The sequence below is a fragment of the Pseudomonas sp. LBUM1666 genome, from assembly GCF_059695775.1.
Map to the genome: position 1 here is coordinate 920,790 of NZ_CP166789.1, position 19,001 is coordinate 939,790.

Consider the following 19,001-nt stretch of genomic DNA (forward strand, 5'->3'; position numbering starts at 1 on the left):
GGGTGAACCGCGTAGCGACTCACCCGATTCGAGATTTAACGCAGACCGCGTTGAGTCTCGTCCAGCTCACGGATGTACTTGAAGATTTTACGGCTCGATGCCGGTGGCTTGTTGGTCGCCAGTTCGTGCTGGGCCTGACGGATCAGGGAGCGCAATTGCTGACGATCAGCCTCCGGGTAGTCGACCACGAACTTCTCCAGGACCGCATCGTCGCCCGCGATCAAGCGATCGCGCCAGCGTTCCAGGCCATGGAAACGTTCGTTGTACTGCCGGGTGGAGGCATCGAGTTGATCGAGCAACGTCAGAATGGCGTCAGTGTCCTGATCGCGCATCAGTTTGCCGATGAACATAAGGTGCCGTTTACGCGCGATATTCGCGGTGTGCTTGGAGGCATCGCCCAAAGCCCGGCGCAAAGCGTCGGTCAACGGCAGTTTTGCCAGCAAGTCAGGCTTGAGCGTTGTAAGGCGCTCGCCAAGGTCAACCAGAGCATGAAGCTCGCGTTTAACCTGGGATTTGCTTTTTTCTCCCGTATCGAGGGAGTCGTCGTAAGAATCAACCATGGTGGCCGTCCGCAAAGAAACGCCGCCATGATAACCAGTCGGGGGCCGCTTGTCCGGCCCGGTCGCTCGAAGGCCCCAGCCGAAAGCAGAATTTGAGTGGAGAACAGCATGAGTGCAGTTGAAAGCGTCGGCCCACAAGCGTTGCCGGCACTGCAAGAACAAGTCGAGCAGATCATCGCTGAAGCCAAGCGTCAGGGTGCCAGTGCCTGTGAAGTGGCGGTGTCCCTGGAGCAGGGCCTGTCGACCTCGGTGCGTCAGCGTGAAGTCGAAACCGTCGAATTCAACCGCGATCAGGGCTTCGGCATCACCTTGTACGTTGGCCAGCGCAAGGGCTCGGCCAGCACGTCCGCCAGCGGTCCGGAGGCGATTCGCGAAACCGTCGCCGCCGCACTCGCCATCGCCAAGCACACCTCGGAAGACGAAGCTTCGGGGCTGGCAGACGCCGCGCTGATGGCCAAGGATCTGCAGGACTTCGACCTGTTCCACCAATGGGACATCACCCCGGAGCAAGCCATCGAGCAGGCCCTGGCCTGTGAAGCGGCGGCGTTTGCCACCGACAGCCGGATCAAGAACGCCGACGGCACCACCCTCAGCACCCACCAGGGCTGCCGTGTTTATGGTAACAGCCATGGTTTTATCGGCGGCTACGCGTCGACCCGGCACAGCCTGAGCTGCGTGATGATCGCCGAGGCCGACGGCCAGATGCAGCGCGATTACTGGTACGACGTGAACCGTCAGGGCAATTTGCTGGCCTCTCCGGAGAGCATCGGTCAACGTGCCGCGCAACGGGCGGCGAGCCGTCTGGGCGCGCGTCCGGTACCGACCTGCGAAGTGCCGGTGCTGTTTTCCGCGGAACTGGCCGGCGGTTTGTTCGGCAGTTTCCTCTCGGCGATTTCCGGCGGCAGTCTGTATCGCAAATCCTCGTTCCTTGAAGGCACGCTGGGGCAGAAACTGTTCCCGGAATGGCTGACCATCGATGAGCGTCCGCACCTGATGCGGGCCATGGGCAGTTCGGCGTTCGATGGTGATGGTTTGGCCACTTACGCCAAACCGTTCGTCGAAAAGGGCGAGTTGGTCTCGTACATTCTCGGCACGTACTCCGGCCGTAAGCTCGGGATGCCGAGCACCGCCAACGCTGGTGGTGTGCACAACCTGTTCGTCACCCATGGCGACGAAGACCAGGCAGCCTTGCTGCGTCGCATGGGGCGCGGCCTGCTGGTGACTGAATTGATGGGCCAGGGCCTGAACATGGTCACTGGCGATTATTCCCGTGGCGCGGCGGGTTACTGGGTCGAGAATGGTGAAATCCAGTTTGCGGTCCAGGAAGTCACCATCGCCGGCAACATGCGTGACATGTTCAAACAGATCGTTGCGGTGGGTAATGACCTGGAATTGCGCAGCAACATTCGCACAGGTTCGGTGCTGATCGAGCGGATGACGGTAGCCGGCAGCTAACGCTTAACCGTTACACAAAAAGGCGCGCCACCCATCAGGTGGCGCGCCTTTTTTTATGCGCCATGCACCGTCCCTGTGGGAGCGAGCTTGCTCGCGATGGCGGTTTAACATTCAACATTGATTTTGACTGACACGACGCTATCGCGAGCAAGCTCGCTCCCACAATGACCCTATGCATTTCATTGGGGTTGTTTTGGTTATCATTATCATCTAATAATAAATCTCATTACCGAATGAGCCCGGATTATGAGTTCTGCCTTGCACGAGCAGCCTTACCTCGAAAGCTGGCGCTGGATGAGTCGCCAGATTCGTTGCGCGATAGACCCTGACGAGCCTCGCCTGATCGAACATTACCTGGCCGAAGGCCGGTATCTCGTCTGCTGCACCGCATCGTCTCCCTGGACCATCGCCGAAACTTCATTCCGTCTGCTACTCGATACTGCCGCCGATGTCGCGCTGCCCTGGCACTGGCGAACCCTTTGTCTGGACCAGGCTTGGCGGCCGTTGCGCGATCTGGAACGCCTCTCATTGTGCAAATGCCGCCTCAAGCGCTGGCAGAGCTACACCTGGCAACTGGCGACCTGCGAGTTGCAGCCTTCCATTCCCCTTATCGAACTGGTGCAAGGATTTACAGATGACCAAGACTCGTATTGAGCGCGACAGCATGGGCGAGCTTCAAGTGCCGGTGGACGCCCTCTACGGCGCACAGACCCAGCGTGCGGTAGACAACTTCCCCATCAGCGGCAAACCGATGCCTGTGCAGTTCATCCGTGCGCTGATCCTGGCCAAGGCTGCCGCTGCCCGAGCCAACGTCGAGCTCGAACAAATCAGCGAATCCCAGGGCAAAGCCATCGTCGATGCGGCACTGGGCCTGCTTCAAAGCGACTTCATGCAGCATTTTCCGGTGGATATCTTCCAGACCGGTTCCGGCACCAGTTCGAACATGAACGCCAATGAAGTGATCGCCACCCTGGCCAGCCGCCTGCTCGGCGAACCGGTGAACCCCAACGATCACCTCAATTGCGGCCAAAGCAGCAACGACATCATCCCGACCACCATCCACGTCAGTGCTGCGTTAGCGTTGCACGAGCAATTGTTGCCGGCGCTGGTGCGTCTGGTTCAGGTGATCGAGCGCAAGGCCGAAGAGGTCCATCACCACGTCAAAACCGGCCGCACTCACTTGATGGACGCCATGCCGGTGCGCATGAGCCAGGTGCTCAACGGTTGGGCGCAGCAGCTCAAGGCCAACATCGGTCATCTGCAGGATCTGCTGCCGAGTCTGCAATCCCTGGCTCAGGGCGGCACGGCAGTGGGCACTGGAATCAACGCTCATCCGCAATTCGCGGCGCGTTTCTGTGAACAACTGAGCAAGCTGACCCAAGTGCAATTCCAACCGGGTGAGGATCTGTTTGCGCTGATCGGCTCTCAGGACACGGCGGTCAGTGTTTCCGGTCAGCTCAAGGCCACGGCCGTTTCGCTGATGAAAATCGCCAACGACCTGCGCTGGATGAACTCCGGCCCGCTTGCCGGTCTTGGTGAAATCGAGCTCGAAGCCTTGCAGCCGGGTTCTTCGATCATGCCTGGCAAGGTCAATCCGGTGATCCCGGAAGCGACCGCCATGGTCGCCGCTCAGGTCATCGGCAATGACACGGTTATCACCATCGCCGGTCAGTCGGGCAATTTCGAGCTGAACGTGATGCTGCCGATCATCGCGCAGAACCTGCTGAGCAGCATCGAGTTGCTGGCCAACTCCAGCCATCTGCTGGGTGAAAAGGCCATCGCCAGCTTCAAGGTCAACGAAGCCAGGCTCAAGGAAGCGCTGTCGCGTAACCCGATCCTGGTCACCGCACTCAACCCGATCATTGGTTACCAAAAAGCTGCAGAGATCGCCAAGAAGGCCTATCAACAGGGCCGTCCGGTGATCGATGTCGCTCTGGAACACACCGACCTGACACGCAGCCAGCTTGAGGTTTTGCTGGACCCGGAAAAACTCACCGCAGGCGGCGTGTAACCACCGCAACCGCTTTGGAGGCTCACCATGGAGCACTGGAAACGCACGATCGAAAGGGCTAATCGCTGTTTCATGCTGGGCGAACTGGTCGATGCCCGCGAGGCTTACTTGCAAGCATTGGCCCTGGCCCAGGTGTTGTTCGAGCGCTGGGCGGATGCCGACGAAGCGGTGGCGGCCTGCGTGATTTCCCACCACAACCTGGCGGATCTGCATTTGCGTCTGAACCAGCCTGAGGAGAGCGCCGAGTACCTGTGCGCCATCCATCAGCGATTGTTGCAGACCATGCAGGACCCACGACTGGCGCCGGCCCTGCGTGAAGCAGCGTTGCGCCAGAGCAGTAAAACCTACGTCGAGCTGCTGAATTTCATCAGCGAACACGGCGAATACCCGCGTACGCATCGATTGCTGCACATCGATGCTGCCTCGCCTGCGTCCCTACATCATGGAGTTCATTGAAATGGCTTTTACCTTGCCTGCCTTGCCCTACGCCTACGACGCCCTGGAACCGCACATCGATGCGCAGACCATGGAAATCCACTATACCAAGCATCACCAGACCTACATCAACAACCTCAACGCTGCGGTGGAAGGCACCGAGTTTGCCGAGTGGCCGGTGGAGAAACTGGTGTCAGCTGTCCAGCAACTGCCGGAGAAGCTGCGCGCGGCGGTGATCAATCAGGGCGGCGGGCATGCCAACCATTCTTTGTTCTGGGAAGTGATGGCGCCCAACGGCGGCGGCAATCCTGAAGGCTCCTTGGCTGAGGCGATCGATGAGCAACTGGGCGGTCTGAGCAGTTTCAAGGAGGCCTTCACCAAAGCCGCGCTGACTCGTTTCGGCAGCGGCTGGGCGTGGCTCAGTGTGACGCCGCAAAAGACGCTGGTCGTTGAAAGCAGCGGCAATCAGGACAGTCCATTGATGAACGGCAATACGCCAATCCTCGGCCTGGATGTCTGGGAGCACGCGTATTACCTGCAATACCAGAACCGTCGCCCGGAATACATCAACGCGTTCTACAACGTGATCAATTGGCCTGAAGTCGCTGCGCGCTATCAGGCTGCACTGGTTTAAGACTTCTGCAAAAACACTCCAAGGCTGGCTATGGGCACTGAAACACTGGCGATCGGAAGTGGACGACTATTTCGTTACGCATTCGGATCGCTGTTACTGCTGGCAGGCATCACGTTATTGGTTGCCCAAGGCTTGGCGTGGCTGGACCTCGAGCCGAAACTGCTGCGCGCGCTGCAAGGCGGGGCGATCTGCGCTTTGGGCACTGCCTTGGGAGCGGTGCCCGTGTTGGTGATTCGACGGATGCCCCAGACGGTCAGCGATACGCTGCTCGGCTTCGGGGCCGGGGTAATGCTCGCGGCGACAGCGTTTTCGTTGATCGTTCCGGGGATCTCTGCCGCTGAAAACCTGGGGCTGACGCCTTGGGCGGCCAGCGGCCTGATCAGTTTCGGCATCATGTTGGGTGCGTTTGGATTGTTCCTGGTTGATCGCAAGGTGTCAGGTGCGTCGCCGGAAACGCTCGTAGGCACGCTGGAGCGACCGGTCATCCCGCCGCGAATCTGGTTGTTTGTGTTTGCGATCATTGCCCACAACATCCCCGAAGGCATGGCGGTCGGTGTGTCGGCGGGGGGTGGCATGCCTGACGCCGATAGCCTGGCCATGGGCATCGCGTTGCAGGACGTGCCGGAAGGTCTGGTGATCGCGCTGGTGCTGGCCGGGGCAGGGATGTCGCGGGTCAAGGCGTTCCTGATTGGTGCTGCGTCAGGTCTGGTCGAGCCGGTCTTCGCGTTGTTGTGCGCCTGGCTAGTGAGCCTGGCCGAATTGTTGTTGCCCTTGGGGTTGGCACTGGCGGCCGGGGCAATGTTGCTGGTGGTCACCCATGAAGTCATCCCCGAGTCGCGCCGCAATGGTCACGACAAGCTTGCAAGTCTTGGGTTGCTAATCGGGTTTTGCTTGATGATGGTGATGGATACCGCATTGGCTTAGCGGCTGAGCACGAACTTTGTAGCAGTTGGCGAAGCCTGCGTTCGGCTCGGTCCGCGCTCGGGCGCAGCAGTCGTGAACTCAACACACGCGGTTTATCTGAAGCCCGCAAATACCGAAATGACGACTGCTTCGTCCGAACGCGGCCCGAACCGAACGCAGCCTTCGGCAGCTGCTAGGGCGAGGATTATTCGCCTTCGCCGAAGTAGTCATTGATCAAATTCACCAATGCCTGCAGCGCCTCATCAGCTTGTTCACCTTCGGTGCTCAGGTGGATTTTGGTGCCCTTGCCCGCAGCGAGCATCATCATTGCCATGATGCTTTTTCCGTCGACCGTGGACTCCGGCGTGCGTCCTACTCTGATCGAGCAATCCTTGAACTCACCGGCGACGCCAACGAATTTTGCAGAAGCGCGGGCATGCAGGCCCAGCTTGTTGATGATTTCAATTTCCAGAGCAGGCATCGCGGTGTGAATCCTTTAGCTGAGGTCGCGGTGGCGAACCTGGACGTTCTTCAGGGTTTTTTGCAGGGCCTGGCCCAGACGTTCGGTCAGGTAGACGGAGCGGTGATGCCCGCCGGTGCAGCCAATGGCAATGGTGACATAAGCGCGGTTGCTGGCGGCAAAGCGGGGTAGCCACTTGAACAAGTAGGTGCAGATGTCCTGGAACATCTCTTCGACGTCCGGCTGTGCCGCCAGGTAATCGACAACCGGTTGGTCGAGCCCGGATTGATCGCGCAACTCTGGCTTCCAGTAAGGGTTCGGCAGGCAGCGCACGTCGAACACCAGATCAGCGTCCACCGGCATGCCACGCTTGAAGCCGAAAGACTCCACCAGGAACGCCGTACCGGGTTCCGGCTGGTTCAGCAGGCGCAGCTTGATGGTATCTCGCAGCTGATACAGGTTCAGGTTGGTGGTGTTTACTTTGAGATCGGCGAGGTCGGCAATCGGCCCGAGCAGGGCGGTTTCATCGTTGATGGCCTCGGCCAGCGAGCGATTGGCATTGCTCAGCGGGTGACGACGGCGGGTTTCCGAGAAACGTTTGAGCAAGGTTTCTTCGTCGGCGTCCAGATAAAGCACATCACACTTGATATGCCGGCTGCGCACTTCTTCCAGCAATTCGGGAAACCGCGACAAGTGACTCGGCAAGTTGCGCGCATCGATGGATACGGCAACCAGCGGTTGTGCCAGCTCGGTGTGAATCAACGCGCGTTCGGCCAGTTCCGGCAGCAGACCGGCGGGCAGGTTGTCGATGCAGTAGTAGCCGTTGTCCTCGAGAACATCGAGTGCGGTACTTTTACCTGAGCCGGAGCGGCCACTGACGATGATCAAGCGCATGATTAATGACCGTTTTGCTCGTCCAGGACAACCTGATACAAGGCTTCATTGCTCGGGGCGCTGCGCAGTTTTTCGCGCACTTCCTTGCGGTCGAGCATGCTGGCGATCTGGCGCAGTAACTCCAGGTGCGCATCGGTAGCGGCTTCCGGGACCAGCAGAACGAACAACAGGTCAACCGGGGCACCGTCGATGGCGTCGAAATCAATGGGTGCGTCAAGGTGCATCAGGGCGCTGATGGGCGAGGAGCAGCCCTTCAGGCGGCAGTGGGGAATGGCGATGCCGTTGCCAAAACCGGTTGAGCCGAGTTTTTCACGGGCAATCAGAGCCTCGAAGACATCTTGCATCTCCAGATCCGGCACTTCTTTGTGGATAAGGTTGGCAATTTGCTCGAGGGCTTTCTTTTTACTGCCGCCCGGCACGTTCACGAGGGAACGGCCGGGGGTCAGGATGCTTTCAAGTCGGATCATGGGTTGGGAGTGTTAACGACCGGTCGCGCCCTGGAGGAGGCTTTGGGTCTTTTCCTTATGCTTTTTGAGTTGTTTATCCAGCTTGTCGGTCAGTGCGTCGATCGCCGCGTACATATCGGTATGCTCCGCGTTTGCGACCACTTCATTGCCGGGAATATGCAGCGTGGCTTCGATTTTCTGCTTGAGCTTTTCGACCGTCATCGTGACTTGCACGTTGGTGATCTTGTCGAAATGCCTCTCTAATCGTTCGAGTTTTTCGCCGATGTAGGTGCGAAGAGGTTCGGTCACTTCCAGTTGGTGTCCACTGATGTTGACTTGCATACAGCTTCTCCTTCGTTGCCAGTGCATAAAGCGGCAGGCAGAAATGCCTGCCACTGGAACGCTGTGGCGTGGCTCTACATCAACCGCTTGCGTTCGCTCGAAGGCGCGATCCCTAAGGATTCGCGGTACTTGGCGACGGTGCGGCGAGCCACCTGAATGCCTTGTGCCTCCAGTAAACCAGCGATCTTGCTGTCACTCAACGGCTTTTTCTGATTTTCCGCGGCAACCAGTTTTTTGATGATCGCGCGGATCGCCGTGGACGAGCATTCACCGCCCTCGGAGGTGCTGACGTGGCTGGAGAAAAAGTATTTCAGTTCATATATGCCCCGTGGGGTATGCATGAATTTCTGCGTGGTCACCCGTGAAATCGTCGACTCGTGCATGCCCACCGCTTCAGCGATGTCATGCAGGACCAGCGGTTTCATGGCTTCGTCGCCGTATTCAAGAAAACCGCGCTGATGCTCGACGATCTGAGTGGCTACTTTCATCAGGGTTTCGTTGCGGCTTTGCAGGCTCTTGATGAACCAGCGGGCTTCTTGCAACTGATTGCGCATGAAGGTGTTGTCGGCGCTGGTGTCGGCGCGGCGCACGAAACCGGCGTATTGAGCGTTGACCCGCAGTCGTGGCACGGATTCCTGGTTCAGCTCCACCAGCCAGCGCTCGTTGTCCTTGCGTACGATCACGTCGGGAACGACGTATTCGGCTTCGCTGGACTCGATTTGCGAGCCTGGGCGCGGGTTGAGGCTCTGCACCAGTTCAATCACTTGGCGCAGTTCGTCTTCCTTGAGCTTCATCCGACGCATCAGCTGGCTGTAATCGCGGCTGCCGAGCAGGTCGATGTAATCGGTGACCAGGCGTTTGGCCTCGACCAGCCAAGGCGTCTTGGCGGGCAACTGACGCAATTGCAGCAGCAGGCATTCGCCCAGGTTGCGGGCGCCGATGCCTGCGGGTTCGAATTGCTGGATGCGGTGCAGGACGGCTTCGATTTCGTCCAGTTCGATGTCCAGCTCCGGGTCGAAGGCTTCGAGAATCTCCTCGAGGGTTTCGTCCAGGTAGCCCTGATTGTTGATGCAGTCGATCAGGGTCACGGCGATCAGGCGATCGGTGTCGGACATCGGGGCCAGGTTCAGTTGCCACAGCAGGTGGCTTTGCAGGCTTTCGCCGGCCGATGTCCGGGTGGTGAAGTCCCACTCGTCGTCATCGTTGCTCGGCAGGCTGCTGGCGCTGGTCTGGTAGACGTCTTCCCACGCGGTATCGACGGGCAGTTCGTTGGGGATGCGCTCGTTCCAGTCGCCTTCCTCGAGGTTATCAACCGTCGGGGCGGTTTCCTGGTAGGAGGGTTCCTGAATGTCAGCGTTGGGTTGCTGTTCGGCTTTGTCGGCCAAGGGGTCGGCGTTATCGAAGTCGTCGCCTTCTTCCTGGCGTTCGAGCATCGGATTGGACTCCAGGGCCTCCTGGATTTCCTGTTGCAGGTCCAGGGTCGACAATTGGAGCAGGCGGATGGCCTGTTGCAGCTGCGGTGTCATCGTCAGCTGCTGGCCCATTCTCAAGACTAGCGATGGTTTCATGGCAGGGGCTTAACACCTTATTCGCCGGCGCACATGCGCCATCCACTACAGGGCGCCGGAGCGCCAAACATAAGCAAATTATATGCCCGAAACTGCAGCGTTTGCCTAGAGCGCTGTAACAATAAAAAAATGTTGATTTTTTATCGAGACAAGCGCCCGAGCAACCAGCCAGACACCTCAGTGCTTACAGGCGGAACTCATGGCCCAGATACACTTCCTTGACCAGGTCGTTGGCCAGGATGGTGGCAGAGTCACCTTCGGCGATCAGCTGGCCATCGTTGACGATGTAGGCGGTTTCGCAGATATCCAGGGTTTCACGGACGTTGTGGTCAGTGATCAGCACGCCAATGCCCTTGGCCTTGAGGTGATAGATGATCTGCTTGATGTCGCCCACCGAAATCGGGTCCACGCCGGCGAAAGGTTCGTCGAGCAGGATGAATTTCGGGTTGGTGGCCAGTGCCCGGGCGATTTCCACGCGGCGGCGTTCACCACCGGACAGGCTCATGCCGAGATTGTCGCGGATGTGGCTGATGTGGAATTCCTGCAGCAGGCTTTCCAGCTCTTTGCGACGACCGGCCTTGTCGAGTTCCTTGCGGGTCTCGAGGATCGCCATGATGTTGTCGGCTACCGAGAGTTTGCGGAAGATCGATGCCTCTTGCGGAAGATAGCCGATGCCGGCCTTCGCACGACCGTGCATAGGCTGGTGGCTGACATCCAGGTCGTCAATCAGTACGCGGCCCTGATCGGCCTGTACCAGGCCGACAATCATGTAAAAGCAGGTGGTCTTGCCGGCGCCGTTAGGACCCAGCAGGCCGACGATCTGACCGCTGTCGATCGACAGGCTGACGTCGCGCACGACCTGGCGGCTCTTGTAGCTCTTGGCCAGATGCTGAGCTTTCAGAGTTGCCATTACTGGGCCTTTTTCTCGTCGGTTTTCGGCTTGGGCTGGATCACCATGTCGATGCGCGGACGCGACTCGGTGACCTTGTTGCCCGTGGCGCGACCGGCGCTCGCCAGTTTTTTCACCGTGTCGTAGACGATTTTCTCGCCTTGGGTGACGTTGTTGTCCTTGTCGATGACTTTGGCACGATCGATCAATACAACGCGGTTTTGCGAGGCGTGGTACTGGATGGTCACTCCGTAGCCCTGAACCGGCTTGGTGTCGCCAGCCGTCTGCATCTGCTCGAAGTAGGCCAGATTGCCCACCGAAGTCACCACGTCGATGTCGCCGGCCGGGGTGCGGGTGATGGTTACAGTATTGCCTTTAACAATCATCGAGCCCTGGGTAATGATCACGTCACCTTTATAGGTGGCAATACCATTCTTGTCGTCCAGTTGGGCATCGTCGGCCTGGATGCGGATAGGCTGCTCTTGATCGTTCGGCAGAGCCCAGGCGCTCACGCTTCCCAGTGCTGCGCTCAGACCGAGCAAAATAGGGAGGGTTTTAACGAGCCTCATACTGTCCTCTTACGTTCGATAGCAGGTGTATCCTGCTTTCTTTCAAATACGCTTTCATTCCCTTGCCAGTCGACACACCACCAGCGCCGTCGATTCTAACGGGTTGCTCGGTCTGCGCATATTGCTGCTGCGGGAACACTGTCATGCGGGTGGTGGTAATCAGGGTCTTGCGGTTTTTCTCGTCGAAGCGCGTGATGCGCACCGAGTCAATCAGTTCGACCTGAGTGCCGTCGGGATTCACTTCGCCGTGCTCGCTCTGGACATGCCACGGAAACTCGGTGCCGCGGAACATGTTCAGGTCGGGATTGGTCAACAGCGTCACTTCGGTGGCTTTCAGGTGTTCAACCTTGTCGGACGTCATTTCGTATTGCAGTTTGCCGTCCGGCAGGTATTGCACGCTGTGGGCGTTGATCGCGTAATAGTCGATCGCAGTTTCATCGATCTTTGCCACCGGCTGGTCGAGGAAGCGTTCCGGGCTGATGTTCCAGTAGCCGACCGCGGCGAATATCGCTGCGATGCAGCCGAACACCAGGAATTTGCGAATCTTTTTGCTCAGCATAGTTGGCTCACAGGTACGCGGCGTTTGCCGCATCAAGGCGGCCCTGCGCGCGCAGGATCAATTCGCAGAATTCGCGAGCGGCACCCTCGCCACCGCGGGCGTGGGTGATGCCGTGGGCGTGTTCACGGACGAAACTGGCAGCGTTTGCCACCGCCATGCCCAGGCCGACGCGGCGAATCACTGGCAGGTCCGGCAGGTCGTCGCCGAGATAGGCGACTTGTTCATAGCTTAGGTTGAGTTGGGCAAGAAGCTCGTCGAGCACCACCAGTTTGTCTTCGCGCCCCTGGTACACGTGTGGAATACCGAGGTTCTTCGCTCGTCGCTCGACCACCGGGGTCTTGCGGCCGCTGATGATAGCCGTCTGCACGCCGGCTGCCATCAACATCTTGATGCCTTGGCCGTCGAGGGTGTTGAACGTCTTGAATTCGCTGCCGTCTTCGAGGAAGTACAGGCGTCCGTCGGTCAGTACGCCATCGACGTCAAAAACCGCCAGTTTGATGTTCTTGCCGCGTTGCAGCAGGTCGGTGCTCATCACATTACTCCTGCGCGCAGCAGATCGGACAGGTTGAAGGCGCCGATCGGACGGTCCTCCTTGTCCACCACTACCAGCGCGTTGATTCGATGGTCTTCCATGATTTTCAGGGCTTCGGCTGCCAGCATATCGGCCCGGGCGGTCTTGCCATGAACAGTCATGACCTCGTCGATGGTCGTATGGTGGATGTCGATGGTCCGGTCAAGGGTGCGGCGCAAGTCGCCGTCGGTGAAGATCCCGGCCAGTTTGCCGTCGGGCTCCACAATCGCGGTCATGCCAAGGCCCTTGCGGGTCATTTCCATCAAGGCGTCCTTGAGTAGCGTGCCACGTTGCACCTGGGGCAGTTCTGCGCCGGCGTGCATGACGGTTTCCACTTTCAGCAGCAGGCGTCGGCCAAGCGCGCCGCCGGGGTGGGAAAAGGCGAAATCTTCAGCGGTAAAACCGCGGGCTTCCAGCAGCGCAACGGCCAGGGCGTCGCCCATGACCAGCGCGGCAGTGGTCGACGAGGTCGGTGCCAGGTTGAGCGGACAGGCTTCGTGCTCGACGTGCACGTTGAGGTTGACCTCGGCAGCCTTCGCCAGCGGTGAATCAGGGTTGCCGGTCATGCTGATCAATTGAATGCCCAGGCGCTTGATCAGCGGCAGCAGGGTGACGATTTCATTGGTGGAGCCGGAGTTTGAAAGCGCCAGGATGATGTCGTCGCGGGTGATCATGCCCATATCGCCGTGGCTGGCTTCGGCCGGGTGCACGAAAAAAGCCGTGGTGCCGGTGCTGGCCAGGGTGGCGGCGATCTTGTTGCCGATGTGCCCCGATTTGCCCATGCCGACCACGACCACGCGCCCTTTGCTGGCCAGAATCATCTCGCAAGCGCGTACGAAATCTGCGTCGATACGGGGCAACAAGCCTTGTACGGCTTCCAGTTCGAGGCGGATGGTGCGTTGTGCTGATTGAATCAGGTCGCTGGATTGGCTCATGTCAGAAATCGTATAGCCTGATGAAAAGGCGGCGATTATAACGGTAATGATCGAAACCCTCACGCAAGTTCGTCGCGCTTCGTCATTCCCTGTTACCGAATACCCCTAAATAGAAGCTTTTACCCCGTCATGTTCCTCAACATGGCCCGGCTTGGGCCTTGGGCGCTTGGCCTTTGCAGTGATATAGTTCGCCGCCAGTTCGGCCTGCCCGGGAGGTATGTGCTTTCGCCAGAAAGCCAGGCGTCCGAGTGAGAGGCTGCATCGCAAGGAGTTTAGATGAGTGCCGATAAAGCCTACGCGGTCGAGCTGAAGGGACTGACCTTCAAGCGCGGAACGCGCAGCATTTTCAATAACGTCGATATACGTATCCCGCGCGGCAAGGTCACCGGCATCATGGGGCCTTCCGGGTGTGGCAAAACTACGCTATTGCGGCTGATGGGCGCACAGTTGCGGCCCACCAAAGGCGAAGTCTGGGTCAATGGACAGAACCTGCCGAAACTGTCGCGCAGTGATCTGTTCGATGCGCGAAAGCACATGGGCGTGCTGTTTCAGAGTGGTGCACTGTTCACCGATCTCGATGTGTTCGAGAACGTCGCCTTTCCGCTACGCGTTCATACCGAACTGCCGGAAGAAATGATCCGGGACATTGTCCTGCTCAAATTGCAGGCTGTGGGCTTGCGTGGCGCCATCGACCTGATGCCTGACGAGTTGTCCGGCGGCATGAAACGTCGTGTCGCTCTGGCCCGGGCGATTGCCCTCGATCCGCAAATCCTCATGTATGACGAGCCCTTTGTCGGCCAGGACCCCATCGCCATGGGTGTGCTGGTGCGTCTGATCCGCCTGCTCAACGATGCGCTGGGCATCACCAGTATCGTGGTCTCCCACGACCTGGCCGAGACCGCGAGCATCGCCGATTACATCTATGTCGTCGGCGAAGGCCAGGTGTTGGGGCAGGGCACTCCCGAGGAGCTGATGAACTCGCAGGAGCCACGCATCCGTCAATTCATGACAGGCGAGCCTGACGGTCCGGTCGCCTATCACTTTCCAGCGACGGATTACCGCGCAGATCTTCTGGGGAAGCGTTGATGCGCAAGATTTCACTAATAGAACGGGTTCGCCGGTTCGGCCACTCTGGCATTGACGTGCTGGGGGTGTTCGGCCGTTCGGCGATATTCCTGTTTCATGCCTTGCTTGGCCGTGGCGGCATTGGCGGCGGTTTTGGCTTGCTGATCAAGCAACTGCATTCGGTGGGCGTAATGTCCCTGGTGATCATCGTGGTCTCCGGGGTATTCATCGGCATGGTGCTGGCGCTGCAAGGCTTCAATATTCTATCCAGCTACGGTTCGGAGCAGGCGGTTGGCCAGATGGTTGCGCTGACGCTGTTGCGTGAACTGGGCCCCGTGGTTACGGCATTGTTGTTCGCCGGGCGCGCCGGTTCGGCATTGACTGCCGAAATCGGCAACATGAAGTCCACCGAGCAGTTGTCCAGTCTGGAAATGATTGGTGTCGACCCGCTCAAGTACATCATTGCCCCGCGCCTATGGGCCGGCTTCATTTCCCTGCCGGTGCTGGCGATGATCTTCAGCGTGGTGGGCATCTGGGGTGGTTCGTGGGTGGCTGTCGACTGGCTGGGTGTCTATGAAGGTTCCTATTGGTCCAACATGCAGAACAGCGTGACCTTTGCAGACGATGTGCTCAACGGCATCATCAAAAGCATCGTTTTCGCCTTTGTCGTGACCTGGATCGCCGTATTCCAAGGCTATGACTGCGAGCCCACTTCCGAGGGGATCAGTCGTGCCACTACCAAGACCGTGGTGTATGCCTCTTTGGCTGTACTCGGCCTGGACTTTATTCTGACCGCCTTGATGTTTGGAGATTTCTGATGCAAAACCGCACCCTGGAAATCGGTGTCGGCCTTTTCTTGCTGGCTGGCATCCTGGCTTTGCTGTTGCTGGCGTTGCGGGTGAGTGGCCTGTCCCCGAGCGCAACCACCGACACTTATAAACTTTATGCGTATTTCGACAATATCGCCGGTTTGACTGTCAGAGCTAAAGTGACCATGGCCGGTGTGACCATCGGCAAGGTCACGGCAATCGATCTGGATCGCGACAGTTTCACCGGTCGAGTGACCATGCAGCTGGAAAAACGCGTAGATAACCTGCCGACTGACTCCACTGCATCTATCCTGACCGCTGGCCTGTTGGGCGAGAAGTACATCGGTCTCAGCGTGGGCGGCGAAGAAGGCTTGCTCAAGGATGGTGGAACCATCCACGACACGCAGTCGTCGCTGGTACTCGAAGACCTGATCGGTAAATTTCTGCTCAATACCGTTAGTAAAGACGCCAAATGAGGAGCTTTTGAATGATCTCTAACTTGCGACGTGGCCTGTTGGTATTACTCGCGGCCCTGCCGTTGATGGCTAACGCCGTGGCAGCGCCCTCAGCGCACGATATCGTGCAGGACACCACCAATCGGTTACTTGCCGATCTGTCGGCCAATAAAGAGAAGTACAAGCAAGACCCGCAAGACTTCTATGCGGCGCTGAACACCATCGTCGGACCTGTTGTGGATGCCGAGGGTATTTCCAAGAGCATCATGACGGTCAAATATTCGCGCAAAGCCACGCCTGCGCAAATGAAGACCTTTGAAGAAAACTTCAAAAAGGGTCTGTTCCAGTTCTATGGCAACGCTTTGCTCGAATACAACAATCAGGGGATCGTCGTCGACCCTGCCAAGGATGAGTCGGGAGACCGTACAAGCGTTGCCATGACGGTCAAAGGCACCAACGGCGCGATTTATCCTGTGTCTTACACGCTCGAAAAGATCAATGGCGAGTGGAAGCTGCGCAACGTGATCATCAACGGCATCAACATCGGCAAGCTGTTCCGTGATCAGTTCGCTGATGCGATGCAGCGCAATGGCAACGATCTGGACAAGACCATCAATGGTTGGGCCGGGGAAGTCGCCAAAGCCAAGGAAGCCAGTCAGAAGCAAACACCCGAGACGCAAGCCCAATGAGTGTGTCGGCCATTCGCATGAGCGAATCCGGCGAGCTGACGCTTAGCGGCATGCTGGATTACCGCACTGGCCCCGGTTTGCGCAAGCAGGGGCAGGCGCTGATCAAATCCAGCAATGCCGCTGCACTGGTGGTCGATTGCTCGGCAGTGTTGAAGTCCAGCAGTGTCGGCTTGTCGCTGCTGCTGTGCTTCATGCGTGATGCAGAGGCGGCCGGCAAGGCGCTGAGCATCCGCGGGATGCCAGAAGACATGCGCGAAATCGCTCAGGTCAGCGAATTGACCGAGCTGTTGGCGCATCCCTAACCGCATCTATAAAGAAGCCCCCCGTCAGAGTCCTGCTTCGCGGGGTTCGCAGGCGCGGGGCTTTTTTGTATGATGTCCGACCCGCGCGCACAGGGCGCCGATTGAGGTTGAGCATGCAGGCCGTAGAAGTGAAGAGCTTCCTTGAAGGAAAGCTGCCAGGAACCCTAGTAGAAGTCGAGGGCGAAGGCTGCAACTTTCAGCTGAACGTGATTAGCGATGAACTGGCGGCGTTGAGCCCGGTGAAGCGTCAGCAGCAGATCTATGCCCATTTGAACCCATGGATCACCGATGGCAGCATCCATGCGGTCACTATGAAATTTTTCAGCAGCGCGGCTTGGGCCGAGCGCACCTGAGCCCAAGGGCGTCGAGATTCTTATGGATAAATTGATTATTACCGGTGGCGTTCGTCTTGATGGCGAAATCCGCATCTCCGGGGCAAAGAACTCTGCCCTGCCGATCCTGGCTGCAACCTTGCTGTGCGATGGCCCGGTGACCGTGGCCAACCTGCCGCACCTGCACGACATCACCACCATGATCGAGCTGTTCGGTCGTATGGGCATCGAGCCGGTGATCGACGAGAAACTCAGCGTCGAAATCGACCCGCGCACCATCAAGACCCTGATCGCTCCGTACGAACTGGTGAAAACCATGCGTGCGTCGATCCTGGTGCTGGGCCCGATGGTTGCCCGTTTCGGTGAAGCCGAAGTCGCACTGCCTGGCGGTTGCGCCATTGGTTCGCGTCCGGTTGACCTGCACATCCGTGGCCTCGAAGCCATGGGCGCGGTCATCGACGTTGAAGGCGGCTACATCAAGGCCAAGGCGCCTGAAGGTGGCCTGCGCGGTGCGCACTTCTTCTTCGACACCGTCAGTGTGACCGGTACCGAAAACATCATGATGGCGGCCGCTCTGGCCAAGGGTCGCAGCGTTCTGGCAAACGCCGCTCGCGAGCCTGAAGTCATCGACCTGGCGAACTTCCTGAACGCCATGGGCGCCAAGATCACTGGCGCCGGCACTGACACCATCACCATCGATGGCGTCGAGCGTCTGCACCCGACCACTTACAAGGTGATGCCTGACCGTATCGAGACCGGCACTTACCTGGTCGCAGCTGCTGTGACCGGCGGTCGTGTGAAGGTCAAGGACACCGATCCGACCATCCTCGAAGCCGTTCTTGAGAAACTCAAGGAATCGGGTGCTGAAATCACCTGTGGCGAAGACTGGATCGAGCTGAACATGCACGGCAAGCGGCCAAAAGCCGTTAACGTGCGCACCGCTCCATACCCGGCGTTCCCGACCGACATGCAAGCGCAGTTCATCTCCCTCAACGCCATTGCCGAAGGTACTGGCGCTGTGATCGAGACGATCTTCGAAAACCGCTTCATGCACGTTTACGAACTGCACCGCATGGGCGCTCACATCCAGGTCGAAGGCAACACCGCCATCGTTACCGGCATCGAAAAGCTCAAGGGCGCGCCAGTCATGGCCACCGACCTGCGTGCTTCGGCCAGCCTGGTGATCTCGGCGTTGATCGCTGAAGGTGACACCTTGATCGACCGCATCTACCACATCGACCGTGGTTACGAGTGCATCGAAGAGAAACTGCAGATGCTCGGCGCCAAGATCCGCCGCGTACCGGGCTAGTTTCTGCTGCATGGGCGCAGGGACGCGCCCGTTGGTTTCGTTTAAAGTCGAGGGTAGTCTTTTCATTAGAGAGACGCCCTCGATGTGTGTCCGGCGCCATTTGCGACCGGGCATCAGTAGCCTGATAAGGACTGACGTTTCCCATGTTGACCATCGCACTGTCCAAGGGCCGCATCCTTGACGACACCCTGCCGCTTCTTGCTGAAGCGGGCATCGTGCCGACCGAGAATCCGGACAAGAGCCGCAAGCTGATCATCCCCACGACCCAGGCCGATGTACGTCTGCTGATCGTGCGCGCCACCGATGTGCCGACTTACGTCGAACATGGTGCCGCTGACCTGGGCGTCGCCGGTAAAGATGTGCTGATGGAATACGGCGGCCAGGGTTTGTACGAGCCGTTGGACCTGCGAATTGCCCTCTGCAAGCTGATGACCGCCGGCCGTGTCGGCGATGTCGAGCCCAAGGGCCGCCTGCGTGTGGCGACCAAGTTCGTCAACGTTGCCAAGCGCTACTACGCCGAACAGGGCCGTCAGGTCGACATCATCAAGCTCTATGGCTCGATGGAACTGGCGCCGCTGATCGGTCTGGCAGACAAGATCATCGACGTGGTCGACACCGGCAACACCCTGCGCGCCAATGGTCTGGAACCCCAGGATTTCATTGCCGACATCAGCTCCCGGCTGATCGTGAACAAAGCTTCGATGAAAATGCAGCACGCCCGTATCCAGGCGTTGATCGACACCCTGCGCAAGGCAGTGGAGTCTCGACACCGCGGCTGACTCACCCGCGCGGCCATAAACCGCGCCCGT

At 58.7% G+C, this 19,001-nt stretch carries 25 protein-coding genes; 14 read left to right on the forward strand and 11 right to left on the reverse strand.

The annotated features are described in order from the left end of the window. Positions 1-35 precede the first annotated feature (35 nt). On the reverse strand, positions 36-560 hold the full coding sequence (gene yjgA, locus ACA056_RS04010) for a ribosome biogenesis factor YjgA (RefSeq protein ID WP_347803536.1): 525 nt from the start codon (positions 558-560) through the stop codon (positions 36-38). A 108-nt stretch (positions 561-668) separates the two neighbouring features. On the opposite strand from yjgA, the gene pmbA reads away from it, so the two are divergent. From pmbA to ACA056_RS04040, 6 genes are all read left to right on the forward strand, one after another. Next, the gene (pmbA, locus tag ACA056_RS04015) at positions 669-2,015 is read left to right on the forward strand and encodes a metalloprotease PmbA (protein ID WP_046045848.1); all 1,347 of its coding nucleotides are present in this window, start codon (positions 669-671) and stop codon (positions 2,013-2,015) included. Positions 2,016-2,261: 246 nt separating this feature from the next. Further along, a complete protein-coding gene (locus ACA056_RS04020; RefSeq protein ID WP_497270658.1) occupies positions 2,262-2,669 on the forward strand; it encodes a FagA protein in 408 nt (135 codons plus the stop codon). After that, complete coding sequence (locus ACA056_RS04025; RefSeq protein WP_497270660.1) at positions 2,650-4,026, forward strand: class II fumarate hydratase; 1,377 nt, start codon at positions 2,650-2,652, stop codon at positions 4,024-4,026. The genes ACA056_RS04020 and ACA056_RS04025 overlap by 20 nt, the downstream gene beginning before the upstream one ends. 27 nt (positions 4,027-4,053) lie before the next feature. Next, complete coding sequence (locus ACA056_RS04030) at positions 4,054-4,482, forward strand: DUF2753 family protein (RefSeq protein WP_497270662.1); 429 nt, start codon at positions 4,054-4,056, stop codon at positions 4,480-4,482. A gap of 1 nt (position 4,483) precedes the next feature. Then, positions 4,484-5,095 (forward strand): superoxide dismutase, encoded by a 612-nt coding sequence (locus ACA056_RS04035; protein WP_415766520.1) that lies wholly within the window; start codon positions 4,484-4,486, stop codon positions 5,093-5,095. Positions 5,096-5,125: 30 nt separating this feature from the next. Then, entirely contained in the window at positions 5,126-6,019 is an 894-nt protein-coding gene (locus ACA056_RS04040) for a ZIP family metal transporter (protein ID WP_497270665.1), read from the forward strand. Positions 6,020-6,203: 184 nt separating this feature from the next. Here the strand turns inward: ACA056_RS04040 and ACA056_RS04045 are convergent, their stop codons facing one another. The 10 genes from ACA056_RS04045 to ACA056_RS04090 form a co-directional block, all read right to left on the reverse strand. Next, a complete protein-coding gene (locus ACA056_RS04045) occupies positions 6,204-6,479 on the reverse strand; it encodes an HPr family phosphocarrier protein (RefSeq protein WP_497270667.1) in 276 nt (91 codons plus the stop codon). A gap of 15 nt (positions 6,480-6,494) precedes the next feature. Continuing rightward, positions 6,495-7,352: an RNase adapter RapZ gene (gene rapZ / locus ACA056_RS04050; RefSeq protein WP_497270669.1), complete on the reverse strand. Its 858-nt coding sequence runs from the start codon at positions 7,350-7,352 to the stop codon at positions 6,495-6,497. 2 nt (positions 7,353-7,354) lie between these two features. Continuing rightward, entirely contained in the window at positions 7,355-7,819 is a 465-nt protein-coding gene (gene ptsN, locus ACA056_RS04055) for a PTS IIA-like nitrogen regulatory protein PtsN (RefSeq protein WP_497270671.1), read from the reverse strand. Between the two features lie 12 nt (positions 7,820-7,831). After that, entirely contained in the window at positions 7,832-8,140 is a 309-nt protein-coding gene (gene hpf, locus ACA056_RS04060; protein ID WP_007941242.1) for a ribosome hibernation-promoting factor, HPF/YfiA family, read from the reverse strand. 74 nt (positions 8,141-8,214) lie between these two features. Further along, complete coding sequence (locus ACA056_RS04065; RefSeq protein WP_033053633.1) at positions 8,215-9,708, reverse strand: RNA polymerase factor sigma-54; 1,494 nt, start codon at positions 9,706-9,708, stop codon at positions 8,215-8,217. Between the two features lie 184 nt (positions 9,709-9,892). Next, positions 9,893-10,618, reverse strand: coding sequence for an LPS export ABC transporter ATP-binding protein (gene lptB, locus ACA056_RS04070; RefSeq protein ID WP_027924532.1), 726 nt, complete (start codon positions 10,616-10,618; stop codon positions 9,893-9,895). Then, a complete protein-coding gene (lptA, locus tag ACA056_RS04075; RefSeq protein WP_497270674.1) occupies positions 10,618-11,166 on the reverse strand; it encodes a lipopolysaccharide transport periplasmic protein LptA in 549 nt (182 codons plus the stop codon). The genes lptB and lptA overlap by 1 nt, the downstream gene beginning before the upstream one ends. After that, on the reverse strand, positions 11,153-11,725 hold the full coding sequence (lptC, locus tag ACA056_RS04080) for an LPS export ABC transporter periplasmic protein LptC (protein ID WP_150658803.1): 573 nt from the start codon (positions 11,723-11,725) through the stop codon (positions 11,153-11,155). The genes lptA and lptC overlap by 14 nt, the downstream gene beginning before the upstream one ends. 7 nt (positions 11,726-11,732) lie before the next feature. Further along, complete coding sequence (locus ACA056_RS04085) at positions 11,733-12,257, reverse strand: KdsC family phosphatase (RefSeq protein WP_497270676.1); 525 nt, start codon at positions 12,255-12,257, stop codon at positions 11,733-11,735. Further along, positions 12,257-13,231 (reverse strand): KpsF/GutQ family sugar-phosphate isomerase, encoded by a 975-nt coding sequence (locus tag ACA056_RS04090; RefSeq protein WP_497270678.1) that lies wholly within the window; start codon positions 13,229-13,231, stop codon positions 12,257-12,259. The genes ACA056_RS04085 and ACA056_RS04090 overlap by 1 nt, the downstream gene beginning before the upstream one ends. Positions 13,232-13,507: 276 nt before the next feature. Here ACA056_RS04090 and ACA056_RS04095 point away from each other — a divergent pair, with 276 nt between their 5' ends. The 8 genes from ACA056_RS04095 to hisG all read left to right on the forward strand — a co-directional run bounded on the left by ACA056_RS04095 (position 13,508) and on the right by hisG (position 18,971). Continuing rightward, entirely contained in the window at positions 13,508-14,317 is an 810-nt protein-coding gene (locus ACA056_RS04095) for an ATP-binding cassette domain-containing protein (RefSeq protein ID WP_046045860.1), read from the forward strand. Next, positions 14,317-15,114, forward strand: coding sequence for a lipid asymmetry maintenance ABC transporter permease subunit MlaE (gene mlaE / locus ACA056_RS04100; protein WP_008150745.1), 798 nt, complete (start codon positions 14,317-14,319; stop codon positions 15,112-15,114). The genes ACA056_RS04095 and mlaE overlap by 1 nt, the downstream gene beginning before the upstream one ends. Then, the gene (gene mlaD / locus ACA056_RS04105; protein ID WP_046045861.1) at positions 15,114-15,581 is read left to right on the forward strand and encodes an outer membrane lipid asymmetry maintenance protein MlaD; all 468 of its coding nucleotides are present in this window, start codon (positions 15,114-15,116) and stop codon (positions 15,579-15,581) included. The genes mlaE and mlaD overlap by 1 nt, the downstream gene beginning before the upstream one ends. Before the next feature lie 11 nt (positions 15,582-15,592). Beyond that, positions 15,593-16,249 carry an MlaC/ttg2D family ABC transporter substrate-binding protein gene (locus ACA056_RS04110; RefSeq protein WP_497270681.1) on the forward strand — a complete coding sequence of 219 codons (657 nt, stop codon included), beginning with the start codon at positions 15,593-15,595 and terminating at the stop codon, positions 16,247-16,249. Beyond that, positions 16,246-16,551, forward strand: a complete 306-nt coding sequence (locus tag ACA056_RS04115; RefSeq protein ID WP_497270683.1) for an STAS domain-containing protein — start codon at positions 16,246-16,248, stop codon at positions 16,549-16,551. Before ACA056_RS04110 ends, ACA056_RS04115 begins: the two co-directional genes overlap by 4 nt. A 113-nt stretch (positions 16,552-16,664) precedes the next feature. Next, the gene (locus ACA056_RS04120; protein ID WP_007912386.1) at positions 16,665-16,904 is read left to right on the forward strand and encodes a BolA family protein; all 240 of its coding nucleotides are present in this window, start codon (positions 16,665-16,667) and stop codon (positions 16,902-16,904) included. A 22-nt stretch (positions 16,905-16,926) separates the two neighbouring features. Continuing rightward, entirely contained in the window at positions 16,927-18,192 is a 1,266-nt protein-coding gene (gene murA, locus ACA056_RS04125) for a UDP-N-acetylglucosamine 1-carboxyvinyltransferase (protein WP_415773255.1), read from the forward strand. Positions 18,193-18,335: 143 nt separating this feature from the next. Then, positions 18,336-18,971 carry an ATP phosphoribosyltransferase gene (hisG, locus tag ACA056_RS04130; RefSeq protein WP_007901570.1) on the forward strand — a complete coding sequence of 212 codons (636 nt, stop codon included), beginning with the start codon at positions 18,336-18,338 and terminating at the stop codon, positions 18,969-18,971. Positions 18,972-19,001 lie beyond the last annotated feature (30 nt).